This window comes from Actinosynnema sp. NPDC050436, from assembly GCF_040655415.1.
In the GTDB taxonomy this organism is placed as follows: domain Bacteria; phylum Actinomycetota; class Actinomycetes; order Mycobacteriales; family Pseudonocardiaceae; genus Actinosynnema.
The window spans coordinates 18,718-32,726 of the sequence record NZ_JBFAJV010000003.1 but is presented as its reverse complement, the minus strand read 5'-3'; the positions used below and the strand labels follow the sequence as shown (position 1 = coordinate 32,726).

Sequence of the window (14,009 nt, the reverse complement as noted above, 5' to 3'; positions counted from 1 at the left end):
GATGGTCGACAACCTGACTCCCGTCCTCACCAAGCGCTGGCTGTCGCCGCGCTCGTGGACGCTGAAGACCTACGAGCAGCTGGAGGGGTACACGGCGCTGCGCAAGGCGCTGACCGCCCACCCGGACCAGCTCATCCAGCAGTGCAAGGACTCCGGGCTGCGCGGTCGCGGCGGCGCGGGCTTCCCGACCGGCCTGAAGTGGGGCTTCATCCCGCAGGGCGACGGCAAGCCGCACTACCTGGTGATCAACGCCGACGAGGGCGAGCCGGGCACCTGCAAGGACATCCCGCTGATGATGGCGGACCCGCACTCGCTGATCGAGGGCATCATCATCACCTCGTACGCGATCCGGGCGAACTTCGCCGCGATCTACGTGCGCGGCGAGGTGCTGCACTGCATCCGCCGGCTGAACGCGGCCGTGCGGGAGGCGTACCAGGCGGGCTACCTGGGCAAGGACATCCTCGGCTCCGGGTTCGACCTCGACGTCGTCGTGCACGCGGGCGCGGGCGCGTACATCTGCGGCGAGGAGACCGCCCTGCTGGACTCGCTGGAGGGCAAGCGCGGCCAGCCGCGGCTCAAGCCGCCCTTCCCGGCGACCGCCGGCCTCTACGCCTCGCCCACCGTGGTGAACAACGTCGAGACCATCGCGTCGGTGCCCTACATCGTCAACGGCGGCGCGGACTGGTTCCGCACCATGGGCCGCGAGCGGTCGCCGGGCCCGAAGATCTACTCGCTGTCCGGCCACGTCGAGCGGCCCGGCCAGTACGAGGCCCCGATGGGTGTCACGCTGCGCGAGCTGCTGGACCTGGCGGGCGGCATGAAGGACGGCGTCCCGCTGAAGTTCTGGACGCCGGGCGGCTCGTCCACCCCGCTGTTCACCGCCGAGCACCTCGACGTGCCGCTGGACTTCGAGGGCGCGGCCGAGGCGGGCTCGATGCTGGGCACCACGGCGCTGCAGATCTTCAACGAGACGGTGTCCGTCCCGTGGGCGGTCATGAAGTGGACCGAGTTCTACAAGCACGAGTCGTGCGGGAAGTGCACGCCGTGCCGGGAGGGCACGTACTGGCTGGTGCAGATCCTCCAGCGGATGAACCGCAACGAGGGCACCGCCGGTGACATCGAGACGCTGCTGGACATCTGCGACAACATCCTGGGCCGCTCGTTCTGCGCCCTCGGTGACGGCGCGGTCAGCCCGATCACCAGCGGCATCAAGTACTTCAAGGACGAGTTCCTCGCCCTGTGCGACGTGAACTCGAAGGTCCTGGCGGGAGCAAGCGCATGACGATCGCGCCTGACAAGTCGACCGAGCTGGTGGTGCCCGAGGGGCACGTCAAGCTGGTCATCGACGGCCTGGAGGTCGTCGCGCCCAAGGGCGAGCTGCTGATCCGCACCGCCGAGCGCCTCGGCATCGTCGTGCCGAGGTTCTGCGACCACCCGCTGCTGGACCCGGCGGGCGCGTGCCGGCAGTGCCTGGTCGAGGTGGAGATGGGCGGCCGGCCGATGCCGAAGCCGCAGGCGTCCTGCACGATGACGGTCGCCGACGGCATGGTGGTCAAGACCCAGCTCACCTCGCCGGTCGCCGACAAGGCGCAGCAGGGCGTGATGGAGCTGCTGCTCATCAACCACCCGCTGGACTGCCCGATCTGCGACAAGGGCGGCGAGTGCCCGTTGCAGAACCAGGCGCTCAAGCACGGCCGCGCGGACTCCCGCTTCCACGAGCACAAGAGGACGTTCCCGAAGCCGGTGGCGATCAGCACCCAGGTGCTGCTGGACCGCGAGCGGTGCGTGCTGTGCCAGCGCTGCACCCGGTTCTCGGCGCAGATCGCGGGCGACCCGTTCATCGAGCTGCTGGAGCGCGGCTCGCAGCAGCAGATCGGTGTCGCGGAGGAGAAGCCGTTCCAGTCCTACTTCTCCGGCAACACCATCCAGATCTGCCCGGTGGGCGCGCTCACCTCGGCCGCCTACCGGTTCCGGGCGCGGCCGTTCGACCTGGTGTCCACGCCGAGCGTGTGCGAGCACTGCTCGTCGGGCTGCGCGGAGCGCACCGACTGGCGGCGCGGCAAGGTGCAGCGCAAGCTCGCCGGCGACGACCCCGAGGTCAACGAGGAGTGGATCTGCGACAAGGGCCGGTTCGCCTTCCGCTACGCGACCGCCGACGACCGGGTCACCCGGCCGCTGGTGCGCGACCGGGAGTCCGGTGAGCTGCGCGAGTCGTCGTGGACCGAGGCGTTGCAGGTCGCGGCGGCCGGGCTGGCCAAGGCCCGGGACGGCCGGGGCGCGGCGGTGCTGGCCGGCGGCCGGCTGACCGTCGAGGACGCCTACGCGTACTCGAAGTTCGCCCGGATCGCGCTGCGCACCAACGACGTCGACTTCCGGGCCCGCCCGCACTCGGCGGAGGAGCTGGAGTTCCTCACCTCCGCGGTGCTGGGCACCACGCCGGAGGACGGCGTGACGTTCCGGGGCATCGAAGCCGCGCCGGCCGCGCTGCTGGTGGCCTTCGAGCCCGAGGAGGAGGCCCCGATCGTCTTCCTGCGGCTGCGCAAGGCGGCCCGCGCGAAGAAGACCAAGGTGTTCCACCTGGGCCAGTTCACCTCGCCCGCCGTGGAGAAGACCTACGGCACGCTGCTCGCGTGCGTGCCCGGCGGCGAGCCGGCGGCGTTGAACGCGCTGCCCGAGCACGCCTCGGACGTGGTCGAGGAGCTGGCCAGGCCGGGTTCGGTCATCCTGGTCGGCGAGCGCGCCGCCGAGGTGCCGGGCCTGTTCTCGGCGGTGGCCGCGCTGGCCGCGAGGACCGGGGCGAAGGTCGCCTGGATCCCGCGCCGGGCGGGGGAGCGGGGCGCGCTGGAAGCGGGCCTGCTGCCCACGCTGCTGCCCGGCGGCCGGCTGGTGTCCGACGCCGCCGCGCGCGCCGAGGTCGAGCGGTCCTGGGGCCTGGACGCGGGCGCGCTGCCCGGCACGGCCGGCCGCGACACCACCGGCATCCTGGTCGAGGCCGCGAGCGGCGGGCTGGACGCGCTGGTCGTGGGCGGGGTCGACCCGTTCGACCTGCCGGACCCGGCGCTGGCCGAACGCGCCCTGGACGCGGTCGGTTTCGTGGTCAGCCTGGAGCTGCGGCACAGCGCGGTCACCGCGCACGCCGACGTGGTGCTCCCGGTCGCCCCGGCGGTGGAGAAGTCGGGCAGCTTCCTGAACTGGGAGGGCCGGCTGCGCCCGTTCCCGCTGACCCTGGAGGGCACCGGCGCGCTGTCGGACGGCCGCGTGCTGGACACGCTGGCCGTGGAGATGGACGCCGACCTGTTCACCCAGACCCCGGCCGCCGCCGCTGCGGACTTCGACCGCCTGGGCCGGGGCACCGCGTCGGCCGCCGCGCCGACCGTGCCCGCGCCGCTGCTGCCCCAGCCGAAGGCCGGCCAGGCCGTGCTGGCGACCTGGCGGCGGCTGCTGGACAACGGCTCCGGGCAGGACGGCGAACCGTACCTGGCGGGCACCGCCCGGCCGGTGGCGGCGAAGCTGTCCGAGGCCACCGCGCGGAACCTGGGCGTCGAGCTGGGCGGCGTGATCACGGTGGCGACCGACCGGGGCGAGGTGTCGCTGCCCGTCGAGGCGGCCGACCTGCCCGACGGCGTGGTGTGGCTGCCCGGCAACTCCGGCGCGGTCACCGTGCGGCGCAACCTGGCGGCCGGCCACGGATCCGTGGTGGCCGTCGCCACCGCGCAGGGAGGCAAGGCATGAACGCGGGACAGCTGCTGGCCGACGACCCCGTCTGGCTGGTCCTCATCAAGGTCGTCGGGATCTTCGCGTTCCTGGTCGTGATGACCCTGTTCATGATCAACTGGGAGCGCAAGGTCGTCGCCCGGATGCAGCAGCGGCCCGGTCCCAACCGGGTCGGCCCCGGCGGCTGGCTGCAGTCCCTCGCCGACGGCCTGAAGCTGGCGTTCAAGGAGGACATCCGCCCCGTCCTGGCGGACAAGTGGGTGTTCTTCCTGGCCCCGGTGATCTCCTGCATCCCGGCGTTCGTCGCGTTCTCGGTGATCCCGCTGGGCGGCAAGGTCTCGATCTTCGGCGAGGAGACCGCCCTCCAGCTCGTCGACCTGCCGGTGGGCGTGCTCGTCGTGCTCGCCTGCTCGTCGCTGGGCGTCTACGGCATCGTGCTGTCCGGCTGGGCCTCCGGCTCGCCGTACCCGCTGCTCGGCGCGCTGCGCTCGGCCGCCCAGGTGATCTCCTACGAGATCGCCATGGGCCTGTCGATCGTCGCCGTCGTGATGAGCTCGCACTCGCTGTCCACGGCCGACATCGTCGGCAGCCAGTCCGGCACGATCGCGTGGGGCGCGCTGCCCGCGTGGAACGCGATCCTGCTGCCGGTCAGCTTCGTCATCTACGTCATCTCCATGGTCGGCGAGACCAACCGCGCGCCGTTCGACCTCCCCGAGGCCGAGTCGGAGCTGGTCGGCGGCTTCCACACCGAGTACAGCTCGCTCAAGTTCGCGCTGTTCTTCCTCGCCGAGTACGTGAACATGGTGACGGTGTCGGCGCTGGCCACGACCCTGTTCCTGGGCGGCTGGCAGTTCCCGTTCGTCGGGCCCGACCACGTGCTCAACTCCAACGGCTGGCTCGGCCTGATCTGGTTCGTGGTCAAGACGCTGGGCTTCCTGTTCCTGTTCATCTGGCTGCGCGGCACGCTGCCCCGCCTGCGCTACGACCAGTTCATGCGGCTGGGCTGGAAGTTCCTGGTCCCGATCGCCCTGTTCTGGTTCGTCGCGGTCGCGTTCACCCGCTACTTCAACCTGGAGCGCGAGGCCGACCGGTTGAGCACCGGCGTGCTGCTCGCCGTCTTCGGCGTGGTCCTGGCGGTGATCGTGCTGGTCGCGTTCCTGCTGCCGGACCAGCGCGAGCAGCGCGACCCGAACGCCGTGCCGGTCACCGGCGGCGGCTTCCCGGTGCCGCCGCTGGACCTGCAAGTGCCCAAGTCGCCCCCGCGCCGGCAGGTGCCGGTGGCGAAGCTGCCGTCGTCCGACGGCGGCGCACCACCCCTGCCCCCCGGCGGGGACCGGACAACCGCGCCCGCGCCAGCGAGTGTGTCAGCTAAGGAGGCCGGCGATGGGGATGCTTGATCCCGTCAAGGGTTTCGGGGTCACCTTCGGGACGATGTTCAAGAAGGTCGTCACCGAGGAGTACCCCGAGGTCAAGAAGGTCACCGCGCCCCGGTTCCACGGGCGGCACCAGCTCAACCGGCACCCGGACGGGCTGGAGAAGTGCGTCGGCTGCGAGCTGTGCGCGTGGGCCTGCCCGGCGGACGCGATCTTCGTCGAGGGCGGCGACAACACCGAGGAGCAGCGCTTCTCGCCCGGTGAGCGGTTCGGTGCCGACTACCAGATCAACTACCTGCGCTGCATCGGCTGCGGCCTGTGCATCGAGGCGTGCCCGACCCGGTCGCTGACCATGACCAACGAGTACGAACTCGCCGACGACGACCGGCAGAAGCTGATCTTCACCAAGGAGGACCTGCTCGCGCCGCTGCTGCCCGGCATGGAGCAGCCGCCGCACCCGATGCGGCTGGGCGAGAACGAGCAGGACTACTACGTGGACGGGCCGCGGCTGGCCCAGCAGCAGCAGGCCCAGGAGCAGCAGGCGCGGGAGGCCGGGCGATGATGCTGTTGCTCCAGCCCGAGGACGCCGCGCGCGTGGTCGACGTCGTGACCACGGGCGAGGCCGTGTCGTTCTGGGTCCTCGGCCCCCTGGCCCTGGCCGGCGCGCTGGGGATGCTGTTCGCCCGCAACGCCGTGCACTCGGCGCTGTGGCTGGTGCTGACCATGCTCAGCCTCGGCGTGCTGTACATGGTGCAGCAGGCCCCGTTCCTGGGCTTCGTGCAGATCATCGTCTACACCGGCGCGATCATGATGCTGTTCCTGTTCGTGCTGATGCTGGTCGGCCGGGACAGCTCGGACTCGGTGGTGGAGGTGCTGCGCGGGCAGCGGCTCGCGGCGAGCGTGCTCGGCGTCGGCTTCGCCGGCCTCGTGGTCGGCTCGCTGGCGCGGGCGCTCACCGACGTGCAGCCGGTGGGCCTGGCCCAGCAGAACACCCAGAACGGCGGCAACGTCGCCAACATCGGCGAGGCGCTGTTCACCGACTACCTGTTCCCGTTCGAGCTCACCTCGGCGCTGCTGATCACCGCCGCCGTCGGCGCGATGGTGCTGGCGTTCACCCAGAACGCGGGCAAGGAGCGCAAGAAGACCCAGCGCGAGCTGGTCGAGGAGCGCTTCCGGGGCGACCGGCCCGGCTCGCTGCCCGGTCCGGGCGTGTTCGCCACCGCCAACTCGGTGGCCACGCCCGCGCTGCTGCCCGACGGCTCGGTCGCCTCCGAGTCGCTGTCCGAGCTGATCGAGACCACCGCCAAGGAGACCCTCGACGGCGACGTCGCCGAGGTCTCCGGGACCGGGCACCAGGCCGACGCGCGCGCCCTCAAGGGGGACCAGCCGTGACCGCTCGGCTCACCGGGACCACCCGGCCCACCGGGTTCCTCCGGCTCACCGCGCGCTCGGCGGTCGCCGCCGCGCGGTTCGCCGAGCGGGTGCCCGCCCGCCCGGCGGTGCGGCTCGGTCGGCTCAGCACCGGGCCGGCGAACGCCCGCGCGATCGAGGGAGTGCAGTCGTGACCCCCACCTACTACCTGCTGCTGTCCGCCCTGCTGTTCAGCCTCGGCGCGGTGGGCGTGCTGGTGCGGCGCAACGCCATCGTCGTGTTCATGTGCGTGGAGCTGATGCTCAACGCGGTGAACCTGAGCCTGGTCACGTTCGCCCGGATCAACGGAGCGCTCGACGGCCAGGTCATGGCGTTCTTCGTGATGGTCGTCGCCGCCGCCGAGGTCGTGGTGGGCCTGACGATCATCATGGCGATCTTCAAGACGCGTCGCTCGGCCTCGGTCGACGATTCCAACCTGCTGAAGTACTGAGAGGTCACCGGTGACGGAACCTGTTGCCGCCAGCGGGATCGGCGGTCTCGCCTGGTTGTTGTTGGCGTTGCCCGCGTTCGGCGCGGCGGTGCTGCTGATCGGTGGCAAGCGCACCGACAAGTGGGGCCACCTGCTGGGCACGGCGACGGTCGTCGCCGCGTTCGGCTACGGCGTGGCGCTGTTCCTCGACACGGTCGGGCGGACCGGGGAGCGGACCAGCGAGCTGCACCTGTTCGACTGGGTGTCGGTCAACGCGCTCACCGTCGAGTTCGCCCTGCGGCTCGACCCGCTGTCGCTGACGTTCGTCCTGCTGATCACCGGTGTCGGCGCGCTGATCCACCTCTACTCGATCGGCTACATGGCCCACGAGGCCGGGCGGCGGAAGTTCTTCGCCTACCTGAACCTGTTCGTGGCCGCGATGCTCCTGCTGGTGCTGGGCAACGGTTTCGTGACCCTGTACTTCGGCTGGGAGGGCGTCGGCCTGGCCTCCTACCTGCTGATCGGCTGGTACCAGCACAAGCCCGAGGCCGCGTCGGCGGCCAAGAAGGCGTTCCTGATGAACCGGGTCGGCGACCTGGGTCTGGCGATCGCCATCTTCATCCTGTTCAAGGAGCTGGGCACCACCCAGTACACCGAGGTGTTCGCCCGGGTCGGCGAGCTGTCGGCGGCCGAGGTCACCGCGGTGACCCTGCTGCTCCTGCTCGGCGCGTGCGGCAAGTCCGGCCAGTTCCCGCTCCAAGCGTGGCTCCCGGACGCCATGGCGGGCCCCACCCCGGTGTCCGCGCTGATCCACGCGGCGACCATGGTCACCGCCGGCGTCTACCTGATCGCCCGGTCCAACCCGATCTACGACCTGTCGGCCGACGGCCGGCTGGTCGTGATGTGCATCGGCACGTTCACGCTGATCATCGGCTGCATCATCGGCTGCGCCTACGACGACTTCAAGAAGGTCCTGGCGTACTCGACGGTCTCCCAGATCGGCTACATGATCCTGGCCGTGGGCCTCGGCCCGGTCGGGTACGCGCTGGGCATCATGCACCTGCTCACGCACGGCTTCTTCAAGGCCGGGCTGTTCCTCGGCGCGGGCTCGGTGATGCACGGCATGAACGACGAGGGCGACATCCGCCGGATGGGCGGCCTGTGGCGCAAGATGCCGGTCACCTTCGTCACCTGGACGCTGGGCTACCTCGCGCTGATCGGCTTCCCGTTCCTGTCCGGCTACTTCTCCAAGGACGCGATCATCGCCGCGGCGTTCAGCGAGCAGGGCTGGCGCGGCTGGGTGTTCGGCGGCGCGGCGGCGCTGGGCGCGGGCCTCACCGCGTTCTACATGACCCGCCTGCTGCTGCTGGTCTTCCTCGGCAAGGCCCGCTGGACCGACCTCAAGTCCTCGGACGGCCGCGAGTACCACCCGCACGAGTCGCCGCTGTCGATGACCGTGCCGATGGTCGTGCTGGCGGTCGGCTCGGTCGGCGCGGGCGCGTTCTTCGCCTCCGGCGACAACCTGGCCGGCTGGCTCGCCCCGTCGCTGGGCGAGCTGCGGGAGCAGCACGGCGTGCTGGACCACACCGTGGTCAACTTCCTGGTGCTCGGCCTGTCCGCGCTGGGCGTGCTGGTGGCGTGGCTGCTGTTCGGCCGCAAGCCGCAGCCGGTGGCCCGGCCCGAGCGGGTGTCGTTCCCGGTCCGCGCGGCGCGCGCCGACCTGTACGGCAACGCGCTCAACGAGGCGCTGTTCGCGCGGCCGGGCACCTGGCTCACCCGCGCGCTGGTCTTCGTGGACAACAAGGGCGTGGACGGCCTGGTCAACGGGTCGGCCGCGCTGCTCGGCGGTAGCTCGGGCCGGCTGCGCAGGCTGCAGACGGGCTTCGTGCGCTCCTACGCGCTCTCCATGCTCCTGGGTGCGATCTTCGTCCTGGGTGCGCTGCTGATGGTGAGGTTCTCGTGAGCTGGACGCTGATCGCGCTGCTCCTGCTGCCCCTGGTGGGCGGCGTGGTGGTGGCCTTCCTGCGGGGCAACGACCGGCTGGCCAAGGCGGTCGCCCTGGCCGTGTCGCTGGTCGAGCTGGCGGTCGCGGTGGTCGCCTGGGTCGGCTACGACACCTCGTCGACCGAGCGGCTCCAGCTGACCAGCTCGGCCGACTGGATCCCGTCGTTCGGCGTGCACCTGTCGTTCGGCGTGGACGGCATCGCGCTGGTGATGATCGCGCTGATCGCCTTCCTGGTGCCGGTCGTCATCGGCGGCTCGTGGGCGGACAAGCTGCCCGAGGGCCGCAGCGCCGGCGGGTTCTTCGCGCTGCTGCTGGTCATGGAGACCGGCATGGTCGGCGTGTTCGCCGCCACCGACGTGTTCCTGTTCTACGTGTTCTTCGAGGCCGTGCTCGTCCCGATGTACTTCCTGATCGGCCGCTTCGGCGGTCCGAACCGGCAGTACGCGGCGATGAAGTTCTTCCTCTACTCGCTGCTCGGCGGCCTGGTCATGCTGGCGTCGGTGATCGGCGTGTACGTGGCCGCCGCCGACCGGCTGGGCTCCGGCACGTTCGACTGGGCGACGCTGGTCACGGTCACCCGCGAGCTGCCGCTGTCCCACCAGATCTGGCTGTTCCTCGGGTTCTTCGTCGCGTTCGCCATCAAGGCCCCGCTGGTGCCGCTGCACACCTGGCTGCCCGACGCCGGCGCCGAGGCGCCGGTCGGCGCGGGCGTGCTGCTGGTCGGCATCCTGGACAAGATCGGCACGTTCGGCTTCCTGCGCTACTGCCTGCCGATGTTCCCGCTGGCCAGCCAGGAGCTCGCGCCGGTGGTGCTGGTGCTGGCGGTGGCGGGCATCCTGTACGGCTCGCTGCTCGCGGTCGGCCAGTCCGACCTCAAGCGGTTCGTCGCCTACACCTCGATCGCCCACTTCGGGTTCATCGCGCTGGGCATCTTCGCGTTCAGCTCGCAGGCGGGCGCGGGCGCGGTGCTCTACATGGTCAACCACGGCATCTCGACCGGAATGCTGTTCCTGGTCGTCGGCATGGTGATGGCCCGGGGCGGGTCGCGCCTGATCGAGGACTACGGCGGCATGGCGAAGCTGACGCCGGTGCTCGGCGGCCTGTTCTTCGTGGCCGGCCTGTCGTCGCTGGCGCTGCCCGGCACCAACTCGTTCGTCAGCGAGTTCCTGGTGCTGGTCGGCTCCTACCCCAACCAGCCGGTCTACACGATCCTGGCCGCGCTGGGCATGGTGCTGGCCGCGCTCTACATCCTCTGGCTCTACCAGCGGGTGTTCCAGGGCCCGGTGCGCGGCACGGCGCTGATCGGCGCGACCGGCGGGCCCGGTGCGACGGTCGACCCGGAGCGCGCCCCGGTGCGGGACCTGGGCAAGCGGGAACTGGCGGTGCTCGCGCCGCTGGTCGCGCTGATCCTGGTGCTCGGGTTCTACCCGAAACCGGTGTTGGACGTGATCACCCCGTCCGTCGGGGCGACGCTCAGCGAGGTCGGGGTCGCGGACCCGGTCACGCAGGAAGGCAAGTGACGTGGAGACGTTCCTCGCTCAGACCCAGCGGCTCCAGGCGCCCGAGATCGACTACCTCGCGGTCGCGCCGATCCTGATCGTGCTCGGCGCGGCGTGCTTGAGCGTGCTGGTCGAGGCGTTCCTGCCCAAGACCCAGCGGTGGTCGAGCCAGGTCGTGCTGACCCTGCTCACGCTCGTCGCGTCGGGCGTCGCGCTGGCGGTGTACGGCAGCGCCGAGGAGACGCCCGCGCAGGGCGTGGTCACCCTCGCGGGCGCGATCGCGGTGGACCAGCCGGTGATCTTCCTGTGGGGCACGCTGCTGCTGCTCGGCTTCGGCGCGGTGCTGCTCATCGCGGACCGCTCGGTCGAGCCGGGCGGCGCGTTCGTCGCCGACGCGGCCATCCGCCCCGGCACGGTCCAGGACCGCGCCCAGGCGGGCCGGTTCGGGATGCAGACCGAGGTGTTCCCGCTCACGCTGTTCGCGCTCGGCGGCATGATGGTCTTCGTCGCGTCCAACGACCTGCTGACCATGTTCATCGCGCTGGAAGTGCTGTCGCTGCCGCTGTACCTGATGTGCGGCCTGGCCCGCCGCCGTCGCCTGCTCTCGCAGGAGGCGGCCGTCAAGTACTTCCTGCTCGGCGCGTTCGCGTCGGCGTTCTTCCTCTACGGCGTGGCCCTGCTCTACGGCTACGCGGGCTCGGTCAAGCTCGCCGACATCGCCACCGCGACCGCCGGCACCGACCGCTCCGACACGCTGCTCTACGCGGGCTTCGGCCTGCTCGTGGTCGGCCTGCTGTTCAAGGCGTCGGTCGGCCCGTTCCACGCGTGGACCCCGGACGTCTACCAGGGTGCGCCGACCCCGGTCACCGCGTTCATGGCCGCCTGCACGAAGGTCGCCGCGTTCGGCGGCATCCTGCGGGTGCTGTTCGTGGCGTTCGAGAACAGCAGCTGGGAGTGGAACGGCGTGCTGTGGGGCGTGGCGATCGCGTCCATGGTCATCGGCGCGGTGCTCGGCCTCACCCAGACCGACGTGAAGCGGATGATCGCCTACTCGTCGGTGGCGCACGCGGGTTTCCTGCTGGTCGGTTCCATCACGCTGACCAGCGAGGGCCTGTCGGGCACGATGTTCTACCTGATGGCCTACGGCTTCACCACCATCGCCGCGTTCGGCGTGGTGTCGCTGGTCCGCAACGCGGACGGCGAAGCCACCCACCTGTCCCAGTGGGCGGGCCTGGCCAAGCGCTCGCCGATCACCGCCGCCGTGTTCACGTTCCTGCTGCTCGCGCTCGCGGGCATCCCGCTGACCAGCGGGTTCATCGGCAAGTTCGTGGTGTTCACGGCGGCGATCAAGAGCGGCATGGCACCCCTGGTGGTGATCGCCCTGATCGCCTCGGCGGTGGCGGCGTTCTTCTACCTGCGGGTCATCGTGCTGATGTACTTCAGCGAGCCCGCGCCGGACGGCCCCACGGTCAGCGTGCCCGGCGCGTTCACCACCGTGGCCATCACCATGGGCGCGGCGATCACGCTGGTGCTGGGCCTGTGGCCGGCTTTCGCCCTCGATTGGGCGGGTGCCGGCGGGTTCGCCTTCTAGTGGTACGTAGGCTTCAGGAGTGACCAGTAGCGAGCAGGCGGGGACGGGGTTCCGGTTCACGGACCCCGTGCTCGCGGAGGTGGTGCAGGCCGGGCTGGCCGAGGTGGAGGAGCTGCTGCACAAAGTCGTGCGGAGCGAGTTCCACCCGGTGATGGAGACCTCCCTGCACCTGGTGGACGCCGGCGGCAAGAGGATCCGGCCGCTGTTCACCATCCTGTCCGCGCAGTTGGGGTCCGCCTGGAACCGGGACAGCGTCATCAAGGCCGCCGCCGTGGTCGAGCTGACGCACCTGGCCACGCTGTACCACGACGACGTGATGGACGAGGCCACCATGCGCCGGGGCGCGGAGTCGGCCAACGCGAAGTGGGACAACAGCATCGCCATCCTGACCGGCGACTACCTGTTCGCGCACGCCTCCGCGCTGGTCGCGGACCTGGGCACGCGGGCCGCGCGGATCATCGCCGAGACCTTCTCCGAGCTGGTCACCGGCCAGATGCGGGAGACGATGGGCCCGCGCCAGGGCGAGGACCCGGTCTCGCACTACCTGACCACGATCGCCGAGAAGACCGGGTCGCTGATCGCCACCGCCGCCCGGTTCGGCGCGATGTTCTCCGACATCACGCCCGCCCAGGTCGAGGCGTTGCAGACCTACGGCGACATCATCGGCGCGGCGTTCCAGATCTCCGACGACGTCATCGACATCGCCAGCCCGTCGTCCGAGTCGGGCAAGACCCCCGGCACGGACCTGCGCGAGGGCGTGAAGACGTTGCCGATGCTCTACGCGCTGGAGGACGAGCCCGACTCGCGGCTGGCGGGCCTGCTCGCCCGGCCGCTGACCGACGACGCCGAGGTGTCCGAGGCGCTGACCCTGCTGCGCTCCTCGACCGGCCTGGACCGGGCCCGGCGGACGCTGGACGACTACGCGGCGCGGGCCCGCGCCACGCTGGTCGACCTGCCCGCCGGCGCGGCGCGCGAGGCGCTCGAATCGGTCAGCGAGTACGTCGTCACGCGCTCCCGCTGACCGGGTCCGCTACTCGACCGGAGCGAGCAGCCGGGGCTTGCGCCGGGTGCGCAGCGCGTCGAGCGTGAAGACGACCAGCGCCACCCACACCAGGGCGAACCCGAACCACCGCGACGGCGGCATCGGCTCGTGCATGACGAACACGCCCCACGCGAACTGGAGGATCGGCGCGAGGTACTGGAGCATCCCCATGGTGATCAGCGGGACGCGCCGCGCGCCCGCGCCGAACAGCATCAGCGGGACGGCCGTGACCACGCCGGACGACACGAGGACCAGTGCGTGGCCGACGCCGTGGTCGTGGAACGTGCCGGCGGGGCCCAGCCAGAGCAGGTAGCCGACCGCTATCGGGGCGAGCACGACGCTCTCGGCGGTCAGGCTGGCCGTGGCGTCCAGCGGCACGGTCTTCTTCAGCAGGCCGTAGAGGCCGAACGAGCAGGCCAGGACCAGGGAGATCCACGGCAGCCTGCCGTAGTCCACGGCCAGCACGACGACCGCGACCAGCGCCACGGCGATGGCGGCGAGCTGCGCGCGGCGCAGCCGCTCCCGCAGCACCACGACCCCGAGCACGACGCTGACCAGCGGGTTGATGAAGTAGCCGAGGGCGGCCTCCACCACGTGCCCGGTGTTCACCGAGTAGATGTAGACGCCCCAGTTGACCGCGATGAGCACCGACGCGGCGGCCACCATCAGCCAGCCCTTCGCCGACAGCGTGCGCAGCCCGGCCCAGCGGCCCAGGACGGCGGTGAGCAGCACCATCACCACCAGGGACCAGGCGATCCGGTGCGCCAGGATCTCCACCGCGCCGGCCGGGGCGAGCAGCGGCCAATAGGCGGGCACGATGCCCCAGAGGAAGTACGCGCCGATGCCGAACGCGACGCCGCGATTCGTTTGGTTGGTTTCCGACGAACTGGCGGAGGAGTTTGTAAACGGCGGCACGGGGGTACTCTACGCTGCTGTTTCTCCTGG

12 protein-coding genes are annotated in these 14,009 nt (G+C 70.9%); 11 read left to right on the top strand and 1 reads right to left on the bottom strand.

The genetic code is table 11. The features are described from left to right. Position 1 precedes the first annotated feature (1 nt). The 11 genes from nuoF (at position 2) to AB0I60_RS08350 (ending at position 13,043) form a co-directional block, all read left to right on the top strand. Positions 2-1,282: an NADH-quinone oxidoreductase subunit NuoF gene (nuoF, locus tag AB0I60_RS08400; RefSeq protein ID WP_360726898.1), complete on the top strand. Its 1,281-nt coding sequence runs from the start codon at positions 2-4 to the stop codon at positions 1,280-1,282. Further along, on the top strand, positions 1,279-3,732 hold the full coding sequence (locus tag AB0I60_RS08395; protein ID WP_360726896.1) for an NADH-quinone oxidoreductase subunit G: 2,454 nt from the start codon (positions 1,279-1,281) through the stop codon (positions 3,730-3,732). Before nuoF ends, AB0I60_RS08395 begins: the two co-directional genes overlap by 4 nt. Beyond that, the gene (gene nuoH / locus AB0I60_RS08390) at positions 3,729-5,111 is read left to right on the top strand and encodes an NADH-quinone oxidoreductase subunit NuoH (protein ID WP_360726894.1); all 1,383 of its coding nucleotides are present in this window, start codon (positions 3,729-3,731) and stop codon (positions 5,109-5,111) included. The genes AB0I60_RS08395 and nuoH overlap by 4 nt, the downstream gene beginning before the upstream one ends. Continuing rightward, positions 5,098-5,649 carry an NADH-quinone oxidoreductase subunit NuoI gene (nuoI, locus tag AB0I60_RS08385; RefSeq protein WP_360726892.1) on the top strand — a complete coding sequence of 184 codons (552 nt, stop codon included), beginning with the start codon at positions 5,098-5,100 and terminating at the stop codon, positions 5,647-5,649. Before nuoH ends, nuoI begins: the two co-directional genes overlap by 14 nt. Continuing rightward, positions 5,646-6,479 carry an NADH-quinone oxidoreductase subunit J gene (locus AB0I60_RS08380; RefSeq protein WP_360726890.1) on the top strand — a complete coding sequence of 278 codons (834 nt, stop codon included), beginning with the start codon at positions 5,646-5,648 and terminating at the stop codon, positions 6,477-6,479. Before nuoI ends, AB0I60_RS08380 begins: the two co-directional genes overlap by 4 nt. Beyond that, entirely contained in the window at positions 6,476-6,652 is a 177-nt protein-coding gene (locus AB0I60_RS08375; protein ID WP_360726888.1) for a hypothetical protein, read from the top strand. The genes AB0I60_RS08380 and AB0I60_RS08375 overlap by 4 nt, the downstream gene beginning before the upstream one ends. Further along, complete coding sequence (nuoK, locus tag AB0I60_RS08370) at positions 6,649-6,948, top strand: NADH-quinone oxidoreductase subunit NuoK (RefSeq protein WP_015105349.1); 300 nt, start codon at positions 6,649-6,651, stop codon at positions 6,946-6,948. Before AB0I60_RS08375 ends, nuoK begins: the two co-directional genes overlap by 4 nt. A 37-nt stretch (positions 6,949-6,985) precedes the next feature. Then, positions 6,986-8,890, top strand: a complete 1,905-nt coding sequence (gene nuoL / locus AB0I60_RS08365) for an NADH-quinone oxidoreductase subunit L (protein WP_360728475.1) — start codon at positions 6,986-6,988, stop codon at positions 8,888-8,890. After that, positions 8,887-10,452 carry an NADH-quinone oxidoreductase subunit M gene (locus AB0I60_RS08360; protein WP_360726886.1) on the top strand — a complete coding sequence of 522 codons (1,566 nt, stop codon included), beginning with the start codon at positions 8,887-8,889 and terminating at the stop codon, positions 10,450-10,452. Before nuoL ends, AB0I60_RS08360 begins: the two co-directional genes overlap by 4 nt. A gap of 1 nt (position 10,453) precedes the next feature. Further along, positions 10,454-12,022, top strand: coding sequence for an NADH-quinone oxidoreductase subunit NuoN (gene nuoN, locus AB0I60_RS08355; RefSeq protein ID WP_360726884.1), 1,569 nt, complete (start codon positions 10,454-10,456; stop codon positions 12,020-12,022). Positions 12,023-12,089: 67 nt separating this feature from the next. Continuing rightward, on the top strand, positions 12,090-13,043 hold the full coding sequence (locus AB0I60_RS08350) for a polyprenyl synthetase family protein (RefSeq protein WP_360728472.1): 954 nt from the start codon (positions 12,090-12,092) through the stop codon (positions 13,041-13,043). 9 nt (positions 13,044-13,052) lie between these two features. On the opposite strand, the gene rarD is transcribed toward AB0I60_RS08350, so the two are convergent. Then, positions 13,053-13,979, bottom strand: a complete 927-nt coding sequence (rarD, locus tag AB0I60_RS08345; RefSeq protein WP_360726882.1) for an EamA family transporter RarD — start codon at positions 13,977-13,979, stop codon at positions 13,053-13,055. Between the last annotated feature and the right edge of the window lie 30 nt (positions 13,980-14,009).